The sequence below is a fragment of the uncultured Henriciella sp. genome (assembly GCF_964005855.1).
Classification (GTDB): Bacteria; Pseudomonadota; Alphaproteobacteria; order Caulobacterales; family Hyphomonadaceae; genus Henriciella.
In genome coordinates this window covers 163,249-177,293 of record NZ_CAXFSW010000003.1, presented here as the reverse complement: position 1 = coordinate 177,293, position 14,045 = coordinate 163,249, and the positions used below count along the sequence as shown (strand labels likewise).

16 protein-coding genes are annotated in these 14,045 nt (G+C 59.5%); 4 read left to right on the top strand and 12 right to left on the bottom strand.

Features of this window, described 5'->3' with window-relative positions; all coding sequences use genetic code 11:
• Positions 1-18 precede the first annotated feature (18 nt).
• Positions 19-876, top strand: coding sequence for a hypothetical protein (locus ABNU55_RS06870; protein WP_290748498.1), 858 nt, complete (start codon positions 19-21; stop codon positions 874-876).
• 13 nt (positions 877-889) lie between these two features.
• Here ABNU55_RS06870 and ABNU55_RS06865 read toward each other — a convergent pair whose 3' ends face one another.
• The 4 genes from ABNU55_RS06865 to purD form a co-directional block, all read right to left on the bottom strand.
• Positions 890-1,792 (bottom strand): hypothetical protein, encoded by a 903-nt coding sequence (locus ABNU55_RS06865; RefSeq protein WP_290748495.1) that lies wholly within the window; start codon positions 1,790-1,792, stop codon positions 890-892.
• A gap of 5 nt (positions 1,793-1,797) precedes the next feature.
• A complete protein-coding gene (locus ABNU55_RS06860) occupies positions 1,798-2,886 on the bottom strand; it encodes a phosphotransferase family protein (RefSeq protein WP_290748491.1) in 1,089 nt (362 codons plus the stop codon).
• A 163-nt stretch (positions 2,887-3,049) separates the two neighbouring features.
• Positions 3,050-3,481 (bottom strand): PA2169 family four-helix-bundle protein, encoded by a 432-nt coding sequence (locus ABNU55_RS06855; RefSeq protein WP_290748488.1) that lies wholly within the window; start codon positions 3,479-3,481, stop codon positions 3,050-3,052.
• Between the two features lie 82 nt (positions 3,482-3,563).
• Positions 3,564-4,853 (bottom strand): phosphoribosylamine--glycine ligase, encoded by a 1,290-nt coding sequence (purD, locus tag ABNU55_RS06850; RefSeq protein ID WP_290748484.1) that lies wholly within the window; start codon positions 4,851-4,853, stop codon positions 3,564-3,566.
• A gap of 144 nt (positions 4,854-4,997) precedes the next feature.
• Here purD and ABNU55_RS06845 point away from each other — a divergent pair, with 144 nt between their 5' ends.
• Positions 4,998-5,450: a hypothetical protein gene (locus tag ABNU55_RS06845; RefSeq protein WP_290748477.1), complete on the top strand. Its 453-nt coding sequence runs from the start codon at positions 4,998-5,000 to the stop codon at positions 5,448-5,450.
• 5 nt (positions 5,451-5,455) lie between these two features.
• On the top strand, positions 5,456-6,889 hold the full coding sequence (gene xseA, locus ABNU55_RS06840; protein WP_290748474.1) for an exodeoxyribonuclease VII large subunit: 1,434 nt from the start codon (positions 5,456-5,458) through the stop codon (positions 6,887-6,889).
• 2 nt (positions 6,890-6,891) lie between these two features.
• Here the strand turns inward: xseA and ABNU55_RS06835 are convergent, their stop codons facing one another.
• The 3 genes from ABNU55_RS06835 to ABNU55_RS06825 form a co-directional block, all read right to left on the bottom strand.
• Positions 6,892-7,365, bottom strand: a complete 474-nt coding sequence (locus ABNU55_RS06835; protein ID WP_290748471.1) for an NfeD family protein — start codon at positions 7,363-7,365, stop codon at positions 6,892-6,894.
• Complete coding sequence (locus ABNU55_RS06830; RefSeq protein WP_290748469.1) at positions 7,365-8,330, bottom strand: SPFH domain-containing protein; 966 nt, start codon at positions 8,328-8,330, stop codon at positions 7,365-7,367. Before ABNU55_RS06830 ends, ABNU55_RS06835 begins: the two co-directional genes overlap by 1 nt.
• Positions 8,331-8,460: 130 nt before the next feature.
• On the bottom strand, positions 8,461-8,943 hold the full coding sequence (locus tag ABNU55_RS06825) for a peroxiredoxin (RefSeq protein WP_290748467.1): 483 nt from the start codon (positions 8,941-8,943) through the stop codon (positions 8,461-8,463).
• A 114-nt stretch (positions 8,944-9,057) separates the two neighbouring features.
• On the opposite strand from ABNU55_RS06825, the gene ABNU55_RS06820 reads away from it, so the two are divergent.
• Positions 9,058-9,618, top strand: coding sequence for a YqgE/AlgH family protein (locus ABNU55_RS06820; protein ID WP_290748464.1), 561 nt, complete (start codon positions 9,058-9,060; stop codon positions 9,616-9,618).
• A 4-nt stretch (positions 9,619-9,622) separates the two neighbouring features.
• Here ABNU55_RS06820 and ABNU55_RS06815 read toward each other — a convergent pair whose 3' ends face one another.
• The 5 genes from ABNU55_RS06815 to ABNU55_RS06795 are packed head-to-tail and all read right to left on the bottom strand — an operon-like array spanning position 9,623 to position 14,022.
• Complete coding sequence (locus tag ABNU55_RS06815; RefSeq protein WP_290748461.1) at positions 9,623-10,645, bottom strand: EAL domain-containing protein; 1,023 nt, start codon at positions 10,643-10,645, stop codon at positions 9,623-9,625.
• 37 nt (positions 10,646-10,682) lie between these two features.
• A complete protein-coding gene (gene thrC, locus ABNU55_RS06810) occupies positions 10,683-12,068 on the bottom strand; it encodes a threonine synthase (RefSeq protein WP_290748459.1) in 1,386 nt (461 codons plus the stop codon).
• Complete coding sequence (locus ABNU55_RS06805) at positions 12,065-12,745, bottom strand: SURF1 family cytochrome oxidase biogenesis protein (protein ID WP_290748456.1); 681 nt, start codon at positions 12,743-12,745, stop codon at positions 12,065-12,067. The genes thrC and ABNU55_RS06805 overlap by 4 nt, the downstream gene beginning before the upstream one ends.
• Positions 12,746-12,756: 11 nt before the next feature.
• Complete coding sequence (locus tag ABNU55_RS06800) at positions 12,757-13,137, bottom strand: DUF983 domain-containing protein (protein ID WP_290748454.1); 381 nt, start codon at positions 13,135-13,137, stop codon at positions 12,757-12,759.
• A gap of 9 nt (positions 13,138-13,146) precedes the next feature.
• Positions 13,147-14,022: a cytochrome c oxidase subunit 3 gene (locus tag ABNU55_RS06795; RefSeq protein ID WP_290748451.1), complete on the bottom strand. Its 876-nt coding sequence runs from the start codon at positions 14,020-14,022 to the stop codon at positions 13,147-13,149.
• Positions 14,023-14,045 lie beyond the last annotated feature (23 nt).

The following is a 14,045-nucleotide window of genomic DNA, read 5'->3' as shown; positions in this document are numbered from 1 at the left end:
AGGAACAAGCCCATCATCATGGCAATCAAGCTACCCCGTTTTGCGCTGTTGCCCATGGCCGCGCTTGTGATCGCTTCTGGCGCAAACGCACAAACCACATCCGACGCTCCAGTCTTCGACAAGAATGATCCTGAACTGGATGTGCTGGTGGAAGCATGTCTCGGTATGGAGGGCGTGGGCTTCATCGGTGAGACTGATACGATCTGCTACAATGCGCCTATCTTCCCAGAGCAGTTCCTGGCCCTGGCAGAGCTTCGCCCGGCCGACCAGATCATCATTTCCAGTCCCGGCGGAAATGTTGCCACCGCCCGGATCATGAGCCGGATCCTGGATGAACGCGGTGAGCCTCTTGTGATTGCCGGTCAGTGCATGTCTGCCTGCGCCATGGTCCTCCTGCCCGGCGCTGACGAGCTTGTCATAGATAATACGGCGCATATCGCGGTGCACGGCATCATCATGCTGAGTTTCGCGGACTGGTATGGCTGGCTTCGTGACGGTGAAGAGCCGGGTACCGCCGATCTCATGACGGCAGCGATGGGCTATAACTTTCCGTACACGATGTATCGAAGCGGACAGGATCATATGGTCGACCACCTCAAGGGCCAACACGTCGACCAGGACTATATCGAGCTTCTCAACGACCGTATGCGGACGGACGCAGACGCCCACGACTGCCGCGTTGCACCCGATAATTACTGGGGCATGATCGACGCCGCTCACCTGGACGCCTATCTGGGCGAGCGCATCACCCATATGGAGCGCTTCATCCAGTCCTGGGATGACCCGGCAAATAACATCTACAAGGATATTACCACGCCCATCGGGGCGCAGACCTACATATTCGATTCAGACTACGCTGCCGCGAAGTGCGGATAAAACCGTCGACTTGCTAGGGAAGCAGATCCTTTGGATAGTCTGGATAGCTCGCTTTCATGACCCCATGATTGAGGAGCATTTCAGCTTTGAGGTCAGCCCCCGCCTCATCGAAGAATGAAGTACGCACCCAATAATTCTCGACCCGGCGGCTCTGGGACAGTGCAACCACCTCGCGCCGGAGCAGGTAGGTTTCGCCCACCAGAAGCGGCCCGTTCACCATCTTGATCTCGAGGTCAGCGAACAGACCGATAGAGGGCCGTTTCACCGGCCACTTCACCATCCCGCCCGTATAATTACCCAGCACCGAAACCATCTCTGTCGGCACGATCGCCCTGCCCCAAGGCGAGGCGTCTGCGTCGCGGTACCAGTCATTGGGTTCGGTAATCTTTTCGAGCTTCTGATTAAGCGAAAAGGGGTAAAGCTCGCCCATATGCTGGTCGGGGTCCATGCGAACGAGCTCATTGTCAGGCCCGGTCATGCCGACCTTCATATCTTCAAGGATGACCAGATCGCCCGCCGGGCGAAGCTTGCCCATGCGTTCTGCAAGAAGGGTCTCGTCATGGTCCGGGCCAAGAGTGGCGCTCGCCTCGAGGACGGGCGTGCCGTCAGCTTTCTCCGCCCGGCAATAGGCGTAGGTTTCCGACTTCGGCTCGATAAGGACACGGACCTCTTCGCCCTCAACCACCATGTTCTGGAAGTGCGCCGATAAACAGCCGCGCTCAAACCAGGCCTTCCCGAACAGATCGACGAGGTATGGCGTGAACTGGCTGAAATGCGTCGGCCCCTCGATTGGCCCGGCCTTGATACCCAGCTTCTCGGCCTCTGCATCGTCATGGATGGAGCTGTGACCATCATAGGATTGGTCGGCCAGCATCTGGGCAGGCTTTCTGAGCGGCCCTTCAATCACATCTGACATTAGACTTACCCTTCCATGCCGGCCATGCGCGCCCGCTCGGCCGCGAATTTGGCAAGCGGGACGACGCGCTCTGCATTTGCGGCGGCATTTGCATTCGAGGCCGTTCCATCGCGCACCCGCCCGACAATACCCTGCAGAATGCCAGCCAGACGGAACGCATTATACGCGAAGTAATAGTTCAGATCCGGCATGCCGTCGCGGCCTGTATGCTGACAGTAAAGATCGACATATTCTTCCAGCGTCGGGATGCCCCACGCCTTCAGGTCGTCGATCTTCGCAATCGAGCCACGCGATTCGTCATTGCTGGGCATGACCCAGTTCATGAGGTGATACGAAAAGTCAGCCAGCGGATCGCCGAGCGTGGAAAGCTCCCAGTCCAGAACGGCAATCACCTTCGGCTCGGTCGGATGCAGAACCATATTGTCCAGGCGGTAGTCGCCGTGGACGATGGTCACGTCTTCCTTGGCGGGCAGGTTCTTTGGCAGCCAGTCGATAAGCTGCTCCATCTCAGGAATGTGCATGGTCTCGGAAGCCTTGTACTGCTTCGTCCACCGATGAATCTGGCGGGCGCAATAGTCGCCCTCCTTGCCGAAATCCTGCAGGCCGACTTTCTTGTAGTCGGTATTATGAAGGTCGGCGAAGGTCTTGACCTTGGCTTCATAGATCGCGCGGCGCTGGGCAGGTTCATAATCAGGCAGCGTCTGGTCCCACAGGATGCGGCCATCGACATTGTCCATGACGTAGAAAATGGTGCCGATCACGTCCTCATCCATGCAGAGCCCATATGGCCGCGCCACCGGAAAACCTGTCGGATAGAGCGCGTTGATGACCTTGAATTCGCGGTCGACGGCATGCGCCGAGGGAAGCAGCTTGCCCGGCGGCTTTCGGCGCATGACGTAGATCTTGTTGGGGGTGAACAGTTTATAGGTCGGGTTCGACTGCCCGCCCTTGAACTGTTTTACCGTCAGAGGGCCTTCATATCCTTCAACATTCGCCTCCATCCAGGCGGCGAGCCTGGACTCGTCGAACCTGTGAGATTCGACCACTTCTTTTGTGCCGCTGAACATTTCCTGCGCATTGTCGGCTTCGGACATGGCTCTGCTCCCTGATCATCTTGTCTGGCGGCAACCTAGCCAAATGCCCGCAGCGGACAAGCGTCTCGCAGGGGAATATCTGTCACACAGAGCGACAGAGCCAAAAAAGAAGGGACCGGCTTGGCCGGTCCCTTCAGGAAGCAATGATATTGGGCTAGCCCTATTACGTGTTCGCGTCGGCGAATTTCTCGCCATGGCGTGCGGAGCCATGGGCCCGTCTCAGCAATTCGACCGTTTCGGTGTCGAGCTCCTTTTCCTTCAGCCGCGACTCAGCGCGTTCGGCAAGGTACTCCTCACCATCATCAACCGCTTCAAGGGCCGCTTTCTCATCCTTGGTAAAAAGGGAGGTGAAATCGGCCCAGGCGCGGTGCATCGCACCCGCCGCGCCGCCGTCGGTCACAGGCTCACCACCAAGGTCGCGGACGCGGGCCTGGAATGCCGTCACAAGCTCGCTGCGCTCATGTGCGAGCGTCTGGAACTGGTTTCTCAGAGCGTGATTGTCATCTGCGACTTCCGCCACCTTCTCATAGCCTTTCTGGCTATCGATCAGTGTCTTCGTCACGTCGTTCAGGGCATCAATATTGGGATTGGACATTCTGTCATCTCCTTGGCGAGTTGGATGCCTAAGAAACAACCTGAACGGGCATGCGGTTTCCCGCCACATGCATTTATAACGCTTATTTTAGGATGCGGTGGCCGATGTCTTTCCGGCAGAAGCCGCCCGGCCAGTCAATCGCCGCGACGCCTTCATACGCCCGGCCGACGGCCGACTTCAGGTCATCGCCCGTCGCCGTTACGCCAAGCACCCTTCCGCCTGCAGCAATGAGCTGGTTCTGGTCGTTTACATCCGTCCCGGCATGGAAGACCTGGACGCCATCAAGGGCGTCGGCCCTGTCGACCCCATCTATAATAGTACCCTTCGTGGCCTGTCCGGGATAGCCTTCTGCGGCCATGACCACGACCGCACTGGGGCGAAACTCCGACAGCCCCATCATGTCGCAAAGCGAGGCATGGCTGCTGACCAGCCCACCTGTCGCGCAGACAAGAAGCGCCGGGACGATGTCGCCGGGAAGGCCGGCCATCAGCGCCTGACATTCAGGGTCGCCAAACCGGGCATTGAACTCGACGACCTTCGGGCCGCTTTCGGTCACCATGATACCGACATAAAGGACGCCCTGATAGGGCATTCCGTCTTCGGCCATGCCCGAGAGCATCGGCTCCACGATAAGCGTCTGCACCAGCTCCATGACGCGTGTATCGACGACCGGGGCGGGCGCATAGGCGCCCATGCCGCCGGTATTTGGGCCAACATCCCCATCACCCACGCGCTTATGGTCCTGCGCGGCCGGAAGGTAGATTGCGCCTTCCCCATCGGTCATGACAAAGATCGAGGCTTCCTCGCCTGTCATGAATTCCTCGATGACGATCTCAGAAGAGGCGTCCCCGAACTTGCCGGTCATGAATTCCTCGACCGTATTCTCCGCCTCTTCCAGGGTCTCTACGATGACGACACCCTTGCCCGCCGCAAGGCCGTCGGCCTTGATCACATAGGGCCCGTCAATCGTCTCCAGATAGTCGAGCGCCTCGGAGAGATCGCTGAAGCGGCCATAGGCGGCGGTGGGCACACCGTATTTGGTCATCAGGTCCTTTGCGAACCCCTTCGAGCTTTCAAGCTGGGCGGCCTGCTGGCTCGGGCCGAAGACATCGAAGCCCCGCGCGCGCAGCGCATCGGATGCCCCCGCAGCCAGCGGAGCTTCCGGACCGATAATAATAAGGTCAGGTGTGATCTGCAGCGCGAGTTCCTGCACCGCCTTCAGGTCGGTCGGGTCGAGATCAAAGCACGGGCCGATCTTGTCCATGCCGGGGTTTCCCGGCGCGCTGAAGACTTCGTCGACAAGCGGCGACTGAGCGATTTTCCAGGCCAGAGCGTGTTCACGCCCGCCGGAGCCAAGGATGAGAATTTTCATGAGTGGGGTGATGGACGCGAATCCGGCGCCAATCAAGGCTTCGTCGCCTGCATGAAGCATCTGCCCTGCGCCCGAATAAATTGTGGGCTGACTGGACATCGGCCCTTGATGTCCGCAGCCTTGGCAAGGCAAGCTTCGCTCCAGATGACCAAGCCTTACTCATCCCGTACGCCCCTGCACGACCTCAGCGGATTGTGGACAGGTTTCTATGCCTATGACCTGACCGATGACGCGGTTCCTTTCACCGCCTGGCTGTCAGAGGATGAGGGCACCATTACGGGGTCCGTTCTCGAGGAGGACATCACCTCACCGGAGCCGGACGGCGAGTGCACCTCCGAAATTATCGGTGAGCGGCACGGCCTTGATGTCCGCTTCACAAAGATTGAAACCGCCGGCCCGGACGGGTCCCTGCGTCTCCTTCGTTATCAGGGGGACACAGACCCTGAATGCTGCGTTATCAGCGGCGTATGGTTCTTCGACGACCCAGCCGAAAGCTCCGGCACATTCATGATGACCCGTATTTCCGGAGAGCTGAAAGCGCTCGTGCAGCCGGCTGCCGCGCGTCAGGGATTGGCCGGCCGCAGCAATGAGGACTGAGAACAGTGAGTGAGGCGTCTTCGTCCAATATCACTGAGTTCTCGGTCTCCGAACTCGCCGGCGAGCTCAAGCGGACCATCGAGACCTCCTTTGACCATGTCAGGGTGCGAGGCGAGCTTGGCCGCGTCACCATTGCGAGGTCGGGCCACATGTATGCTGACATCAAGGACGACAAGGCGGTCCTGAACACGGTGATGTGGAAGGGATCGGTGCAGCGTCTGCCCTTCAAGCCAGAGGAAGGCCTTGAAGTCGTCGCCGAAGGCCGGCTGTCCATCTATCAGGGCCGCTCCAACTATCAGCTCATCGCCGACTTCATGCGCCCGGCAGGGGCTGGTGCGCTCATGGCCCTGCTGGAGGAGCGCAAGAAGAAGCTCTCGGCCGAAGGTCTTTTCGACGAGCACCACAAGAAACGCCTGCCTTACCTCCCCAGGACGGTTGGCGTCGTCACAAGCCCGACCGGCGCGGTGATACGGGATATCCTACACCGTATACGGGAGCGTTTCCCGGTCCGCGTCATTCTCTGGCCGGCGCTCGTTCAGGGCGATCTGGCAGCTACCCAGATCGAGGCAGGCATCAGGGGCTTCAACGCAATGACCGGTGAGGACCGGCCCGACGTCCTCATTGTAGGGCGCGGTGGCGGCTCCATTGAGGATCTCTGGCCGTTCAATGAGGAAAACGTCGTCCGCGCCGCGTTTGAAAGCGATATCCCGATCATTTCAGCCGTTGGGCACGAAACTGATACGACGTTGATCGACTTTGTCTCCGACGCACGCGCGCCCACCCCTACCGGGGCGGCCGAAATTGCCGTGCCTGTTCGTTCAGAGCTGCTTGTCGCCATCGAAGACCGGGCTCAAAGCATGACCCGCGCCCTTACCAGGGTCATCCGCCATGACAAGGAACGGCTGCGCGCGTCCCGCCTGCCCCGGCTTGAAACGCTGATCGCACAGAAGCGCCAGAGCCTCGACTACCTCGATGCAGGTCTTCGCGGCGGACTTTCGAGCGCGATCAAGTCGAAGCACATCCACCTTGCGCGCAGCGGAAGTCGCCTGCGCCCCGATCCGCTCAACAAGGATGCGCGCGAAGCGCGCCGCAGGCTGATAGATACGACCAAGCGCGCCCGTCCCGCCCTGCAACGCCTGATCGATACGCAAAGGCAACAACTCACCGCACAAGGGAATTTGCTGCGCACGCTCTCCTATCAGGCGACCCTGGAGCGCGGCTTTGCCGTCGTGCGAGACGATAAGGGCAAGGTCTTGCGCTCAGCGGCAGCGGCAAGCCCGGGCGACAAGCTTCAGATCATGTTGGGCGATGGCGAAATCGGAGCCGATGTCGCGGGAAAATCAGCCACGGCACAACCGGTAAAGCCCACGCCGGCTAAGCCGCAGCGGGCAGCAAACTCAGAGAAAAAGGACGAGCCTCCTCAAGGCGACCTCTTCTAGCTCTAGCTGGGTTTAACCTTCAGGCCGTTTCCTTCTGTGCCATCGACAATGACATGGCTGCCACTTTCCGGATTGCTGCCATCGACGGTCTCGGCCGGCCATTCGGTGTCGCCCAGACGCACCCGGCCGCGCCCAGCAGCAAAACTCGAAATGACAGTGGCCCGTTTTCCGACGGTTCGGGCCATCAGACGGTTAAGCGTTGGATGATCGCCTGCTGCGGCGCGCATATCGGCGAACACCGTCCGGCCAAGAATCACGAGGCCAACGGCAGCGACCGCGAAGAAGAGAAGCTGGCCCTGCCAGCTATGGCTGCCGACAATCGCAAAGACGGAAAAGAGCGACGTTGCCCCTGCTGCGATTGATACCCAGAGCAGGTCAAACGTACCGAGCATCATCTCGATAGCTATGAGGACCAGCGCCAGAACCAGCCAGTGCCAAGCACCGAGCGGCCATAAAAGACCCAGGACACCGTCCATCACCTTTCCTCCCGTCTGGATGTTGCGGGCACAGCCCCGCCCAAATCAGACCGCGCTTTACCCGCGCTTTCCGTCAGGCCGCGTATCCCCTCAATCGTGCCCAGAATGGAACTGAACTCGGCAGGAATGATGACCGTCTTGTTGCTTTGAGACGTCGCGAGCTTCTCAAACGCCATCACATATTGCTGTCCAAGGAAGTAATTGATGGCGTTCACATCGCCCTTGGCAATGGCTTCAGAGACCATGGCAGTGGCCTTGGCTTCAGCTTCGGCTTCGCGTTCGCGTGCTTCAGCGTCCCGAAAAGCTGCCTCGCGGCGGCCTTCCGCTTCAAGGATTTGCGACTGTTTCTGGCCTTCAGCTTTCAGGATGGCCGATTGCTTGTCGCCTTCGGCCGTGAGTATCTCGGCGCGTTTCAGGCGTTCTGCCTTCATCTGCCGCGCCATGGCTTCCGTAATGTCTGCAGGCGGCGTCAGATCTGCGATCTCGATCCGTGTCACCTTTACCCCCCAGGGGTTTGTCGCGGCATCGACAACAGACAGGAGCCGGGCATTGATTTCATCGCGGTTGGACAGCACCTCATCGAGATCCATCGAGCCAACGACAGTCCGGATGTTCGTGAGGGAGAGGTTCTGGATCGCATTCTGGAGGTTATTGACCTCATAGGCGGCTGAGACCGGGTCGATCACCTGGATAAAGACGACTGCGTCGCAGGACACCATTGCATTGTCCTTGGTGATCACCTCCTGCGTTGGGATATCCAGAACACTTTCCATCATGTTCATCCGGCGGCCAATGCGCTGATAGAACGGAATGATGAAATGCAGGCCCGGTGAAAGCGTTGTCGTATAGCGGCCAAAATTCTCGACCGTGAAATTGTATCCCTGCGGGACAACTTTAACGGCAGAAACAAGAAGGACGAGCGCCACAATGGCGATCACAATGACAACGATAAATGACGGCTCCATCAGGTTTCCTCCTTGACCTCAAACCTATATCGGAGAGCGCACATCGTTATTCAATAAAAACCGAACGAAAAACGGCGCACATCCGCTTGGACATGCGCCGCTTATAGAATGAGTCAGGACTTCGGGTGACCTAAATCTGGCCGAGGAGGTAATCGGCGGAAGAAACCTTGAACTCGCCGCCATCCTCGACATTCAGCTCTTCCACGACACCGTCTTTTACCAGCATCGAATAGCGCTTGGACCGCTCGCCCATGCCGAAGCCGCTAGCGTCCATATCCAGCCCCATCGCCTTTGCGAAAGCGCCATTGCCGTCAGCCAGCATACGGACCTTGTTACCAGTACCGGCCTGCTCGCCCCACGCATTCATGACGAACACGTCGTTGACCGAGGTGCAGACGATATCGTCTACGCCCTTGCCGTGAAGCTCCTCCGCCTTGTCGATAAAGCCCGGCAGATGTTTGGCCGAGCAGGTCGGCGTAAAGGCCCCCGGCACGGCGAAAAGGGCAACTGTCTTGCCCTTGAAGATGTCATCGGTCTTGCGCGGTTCCGGACCATTGCCGGTCATCTCCATAAGAACGGCATCTGGCAGCTTATCGCCTGGCTTGATTGTCATTGGAATCTCCTGTGAATCTGCTCGGTACTTATGCAACTGTCAGGAGAGTTTCAATCAAGCCTTGATAATTCCCAAGCCGTGAGTCAGCTTTCCCGTACGAAAGGTGACTGGTGCATGCTGAGCGACCTGACAGGTAAACTTCTCATCGCCATGCCAGGGATCGGAGATTCCAGGTTTTCCCGTTCCCTTGTCCTGATTTGCGCCCACGAGCCGGAATATGCGATGGGCATCGTGCTGAACAAGCCGATGGACGATCTGACGCTCCCTCAGCTTCTGTCCCAGCTTGGCATCGAACAGGATATCAAGCTCCCGGACGATGCCGTGCTGAGCGGCGGGCCGGTCGGCACAGATCGGGGGTTCGTTGTCCACACCGGCGATTTCCACTGCGAGGGCGCCACGCTGGATATCAGTCACGACTTCTGCCTGACCGCGACGCGCGATGTCCTCGTGGCGATCGCATCGGACGAGCCTCCGCGTGAATCGATCATGGCGCTCGGTTATTCCGGCTGGGGCGCAGGGCAGCTCGAGAATGAGATTGCGGAGAATTCCTGGATCATCAGCGATCCGGTTCCTGATCTCGTCTATGGCGACCGTCATGATGCAAAGTGGACCAAAGCGCTTGAGCTGATCGGCATCGATGCGGCGCGCCTCCATTCTGCCGGCGGAACGGCCTGACGGCTCAGCTCAGCAATAATTCGCCAGCCTCTTCTGCAGGCAGCGGAACAGAGAACGCAAAACCCTGAACGAAGTCAAAGCCAAGCGACTTCAACAGGCTCAGGCTTTCAAGGCGTTCCACCCCTTCAGCGGTTGTGCTCATTCCCAGATCGTGCGCGAGCGAGGTAACAGACCTCAAGATTGTCTGCATGCGAGAGCGCTCCGCTTTTGCCACAAGATCGGAGTCCACCTTGAGCCCGTCCGCCGGAAGCGCCTCGAGCCATTCAAAGGAGGAATGGCCTGTACCGAAATCGTCGAGTATGAGCCCTGCCCGCGCCGCCTTCAGCGACTCGACCGTCCGAAGGACCTGGCCGGGGTCCCTGAGCGCCGCCTGCTCGGTCAGCTCGATACGGAGTTGGCCCGTTGAGTAGCCATGGTTCGACATGATCTCCCTTACGATGTCGGTAAGCATTTCGCTGGCAAGATCAGGGGCCGTCACATTGACGTTCACGAAAAGGTCTCGCCGGCCGCTCGTCTTCATCCAGCCGGAAAGGGCATCGCTGGCACGCTGCAACATGGTCGGTGCGAGCCCCCGCACTTCGGGCGCCTGCCGGTTACCTCCTGCACCCCCTGGCCAGCGTGCCAAGGCTTCAAAGCCGGCGATCTGGCCCGTCTTGAGCGAAACAATCGGCTGAAAGACGGCTTCCAGTCCCGAGAGGGCCAAGGCTTGAAGCTCGCCCACATCCACGCTTCGCATGAGAACACCCCGCGCGGAGCCGGTGGCATCAAAAGTGCCCGCGAGTGTCAGCGACCGCCCCGTTGAGAGCTCGAGGGGGCAGGACACCGTCTCGCCTTCCTGATGCGACGCATGGAAGAGGTTTTCCAGTCTCTGCTGGCTCAGACCATCCAGGACTTTCGTCACCGACCGGAGCGTCCAGATACCGTCGATCTCATCCAGCCCCTTCCCCGGATCCGCGCGCACGCTGAGCCGGTCGGACGTCGTGTCCCAGGACCATTCCCCAAGAGTAAGCGGGTCTGCAGAAGCCATGCCGGAGATTAGCCTGCGCCGCGCGGTGTGGCGAGCATCACCGGCGGCGATTTTTTTCGATAAAGTCGCGAACGACAGACGCCTCGGAGGACAGCTTCTCGAAGACTTCAGTGCGCCCGGTCAGGCCAGCCACTCTTTCAGGCAGCGGACAGTTGCGGCCTGTCGCTTCTTCAACCGTCTCAGGAAACTTGGCTGCATGCGCGGTCGCAAGCACAATGTCCACTGTCTCTCCATCGGAGTTGAGGTTTCGGGCCGCGTGCGTACCCACGGCCGTGTGCGGACAGATCAGCCAGCCCGTCTCGCCCAACACCTGCCGCATCTCTGCAAGTGTCTGGGCATTTGAAACAGATGCCGCCGAAAGTCCGCTACATCCCAGCGGCCCCTTGATCCGGTCGGGCAATTCGACATCGCCGGACTGGGCGAACTGCTCGTAGACCCGCCGGAGCATCTCGGCGTCGCGTCCGGAGACTTCGAACGCAAGACGCTCAAAATTGCTTGGCACCGAAATATCCATGGCCGGGCTCGGCGTGGCCCGCGCCGGACGGCGCAGCATCCGGCCCTCGCCGAACAGGACATTCAGCGTGTCATTCTCATTGACGGCACAGACCGCTTCGAAGCCGGCCATCAGGCCACAGCGCGCCGCGACATAGCCGGCGAGCGCGTCGCCCATATTACCGCTCGGAACGATAAATCTGAGCGGTCTGTCCGCGCCCATCGCCGCCTGCGCGGTCGCATAATAGACAGCCTGCGCCGCAATGCGCGCCCAGTTGATCGAATTCACGCCCGACAGATTGGACGATTTCACAAAGTCGCGGTCGGCAAACAGTGATTTCACGATGGCCTGACAGACATCGAAATCGTCATCAATTGCAATATTGTGCACATTGCTCGCGCCCGTGGTCGTCATGAAGAGACGCTGGACCGGAGAGACGCGCTCAAAGGGATGCAGGATGAAGAGGTCGACCTGTGAGGCCCCCGCAAAGGCCGCTGCCGCTGCGCCGCCGGTATCCCCCGATGTTGCACAGGTCACGCTCATACGCTGGCCGCGCGCCGTCAGCACTTCATCGAACAGCTGGGCGATCAGCTGCATCGCAACATCCTTGAAGGCCAGCGTCGGTCCGTGATGAAGCTCCATGATGAAACGGTTGGGGCCCCACTGGACCAGAGGGGCGACGCTCTGATGCGCGAAGTTCGCATAGGCCCGCTCGCAGAGTCCCTGCACCGTCGACTCCGGCAGCTCCTCCTCGGCGAACGCAGAAATCACACGGCTTGCGACCGAGACATAAGGTTCATCCGGGCGCGCCGGCGCAATGGTCGGCCAGCGTTCGGGCACATAAAGCCCGCCATCCGGTGCAAGTCCCGACAGACAGGCATCGACAAAACCGACTGGAGGTGCCTCGCCGCGCGTAGAGATGAATTTCACTTGGATCTCCTGAAACTGAGGCGCCCTTGCGAGCGATGAAAGGCGAGATACACGCCGATCAGCCCGATTGCCATGCCCCACCAGGTGATCGCGTAACCGAAATGCCGTTCTGGCGGCAACGGATCACGCCCCTTCAGGGTGGCATAGGGGTTTTCGGTCTGTCGCGATCTCGACATGTCCTCGCCAAGGCGCACCGTCATCTTGTCCGGTTCGACAACGCGCGGATCACTCGTCTCATAGCCAAAATTATCCAGCATCGCCGGCCCATTGAAACCATACCAGAGGTCACGCTCAGGCTTGCTTGATGCGGCGAGCCCCCCCGTCTGTGCTGGACGCTCAAAGACGTTTGCACGGCCCTCAAAATCGCCAAGCCCATCTATGGCAAGAGGCATCGGATCCGTGCCTGCAACAGCGTCCCAGAGGAGAAGCACCAGAGGACCTTCGCCATCTATGCGGCCGGGCACATAGCGGCGCCAGACGGCTTCACCGTCGACAATACCGTAAACCTGCTGAGCACGACCGGACTTCGTTTGCGCCACCTCGACCCGAACAGTCTCGAAAGGATCATTGGCGACCGCACCCTGCGCCTTCTTCTCGCTATAGCGGGCATATTGCCAGTTTCCGAGAAGTATGAGGATGACCAGACTGGCAATCGTGAAGAGGGTCAGGAGCGGCATGGGCCGGAATGTCATGAGGCAGACCCGTCGCTATCGTTCCAGCGGACCTCTTCGGCATTATGCTTCCATTGCAGGGCAAACATCAAAGACTTGAACGGACGCAGGAGCCAGGCGCCAAGAAGCACGATCAAGGGTCCCCAAAGGATAACGTGGACCCAGACTGGTGGCGCAAAGACAATCTGTACCAGCAGCACAGGTGGCATGATCAGGATTGCCAGAAGGAACATTACAAAAAAAGCCGGCCCGTCTGCGGCGTCGGCCTTTGAAAAGTCGGCGCCACACGCAGGACAACGCGGTGCCATCTCCAGAAAGGATTTGAAAACCGGCCCCTCACCGCAGGCCGGGCATCGACAGGCGAGCCCAGCCTTTATGGGTGAGACGTAAGCTGCCAATCCGGCCTCCTAGTGACCGAGCACCAGATAGGGGATGACGTAAACAAAGGCGAAGAGGAACAGCCACACGACATCAACGAAGTGCCAGTACCAGGCAGCAAATTCGAAGCCGAGATGCTTTTTCGCGCTCATGCCACCGGTCATCAGGCGGATCAGACAAACGGTCAGGAAGATCGTGCCGATGACCACATGCGCGCCGTGGAAGCCGGTCGCCATGAAGAAGGCAGAGCCATAGAGCGTACCGTCATAGGTGAAGCCGGCATGCGAATATTCCAGCACCTGGAGCCCGGTGAAGGCGAGGCCAAGCAGCACGGTCAGGGCGAGCATATTGATCGCCGTCTTGCGGTGGTCATGCTGCAGTGCGTGGTGCGCGGCCGTAACGGTCGTCCCTGAAAGCAGAAGGACCAGCGTGTTCATGAGCGGCAGGTGGAACGGGTCGAACAGCTCGACACCAGCCGGCGGCCACTGACCGCCAACCGCCTGAAGCGCCTCGGCATAAAGCGGGTTCGATGCATCGAAGGAGTCACCGACACGGGCGCCGTGGAAGATGGCAAACTCGAAGAAGCTCCAGAACCACGCGACGAAGAACATGACCTCCGACGCGATGAAGAGGACCATGCCGTATTTAAGGCCAATCGAGACAACCGGCGTGTGATCGCCTGCATTGCCTTCCTTGATGACCTCACGCCACCAGCCGAACATCACGTAAGCGACGAAGGCGAGGCCGATCATCAGCAGCCACGGCGTGCCTTCCGGCATGCCAAACAGGCCTTTCATATAGGTGACGGCCCCGATTGCCAGAACAACCATCGCCATCGACCCCAGAAGCGGCCAAGGTGACGGGTTCACCAGGTGATAGTCATGTTTCACTTCATCATGTGCCATAGCCCGGAATCCCTATCGTCCAT

Excerpts from the sequence above, each read along its gene's own strand:
- purD (WP_290748484.1), bottom strand. The coding sequence starts at position 4,853 with ATGAAAATTCTCATCCTTGGCTCCGGCGGGCGTGAACACGCTCTGGCC.
- ABNU55_RS06795 (WP_290748451.1), bottom strand. The coding sequence starts at position 14,022 with ATGGCACATGATGAAGTGAAACATGACTATCACCTGGTGAACCCGTCA.
- ABNU55_RS06830 (WP_290748469.1), bottom strand. The coding sequence starts at position 8,330 with ATGGAGCCGTCATTTATCGTTGTCATTGTGATCGCCATTGTGGCGCTC.
- ABNU55_RS06865 (WP_290748495.1), bottom strand. The coding sequence starts at position 1,792 with ATGTCAGATGTGATTGAAGGGCCGCTCAGAAAGCCTGCCCAGATGCTG.
- ABNU55_RS06870 (WP_290748498.1), top strand. The coding sequence starts at position 19 with ATGGCAATCAAGCTACCCCGTTTTGCGCTGTTGCCCATGGCCGCGCTT.
- ABNU55_RS06815 (WP_290748461.1), bottom strand. The coding sequence starts at position 10,645 with ATGGCTTCTGCAGACCCGCTTACTCTTGGGGAATGGTCCTGGGACACG.
- ABNU55_RS06855 (WP_290748488.1), bottom strand. The coding sequence starts at position 3,481 with ATGTCCAATCCCAATATTGATGCCCTGAACGACGTGACGAAGACACTG.
- ABNU55_RS06820 (WP_290748464.1), top strand. The coding sequence starts at position 9,058 with ATGCTGAGCGACCTGACAGGTAAACTTCTCATCGCCATGCCAGGGATC.
- ABNU55_RS06860 (WP_290748491.1), bottom strand. The coding sequence starts at position 2,886 with ATGTCCGAAGCCGACAATGCGCAGGAAATGTTCAGCGGCACAAAAGAA.
- ABNU55_RS06825 (WP_290748467.1), bottom strand. The coding sequence starts at position 8,943 with ATGACAATCAAGCCAGGCGATAAGCTGCCAGATGCCGTTCTTATGGAG.
- ABNU55_RS06835 (WP_290748471.1), bottom strand. The coding sequence starts at position 7,365 with ATGGACGGTGTCCTGGGTCTTTTATGGCCGCTCGGTGCTTGGCACTGG.
- ABNU55_RS06805 (WP_290748456.1), bottom strand. The coding sequence starts at position 12,745 with ATGCCGCTCCTGACCCTCTTCACGATTGCCAGTCTGGTCATCCTCATA.
- ABNU55_RS06845 (WP_290748477.1), top strand. The coding sequence starts at position 4,998 with ATGACCAAGCCTTACTCATCCCGTACGCCCCTGCACGACCTCAGCGGA.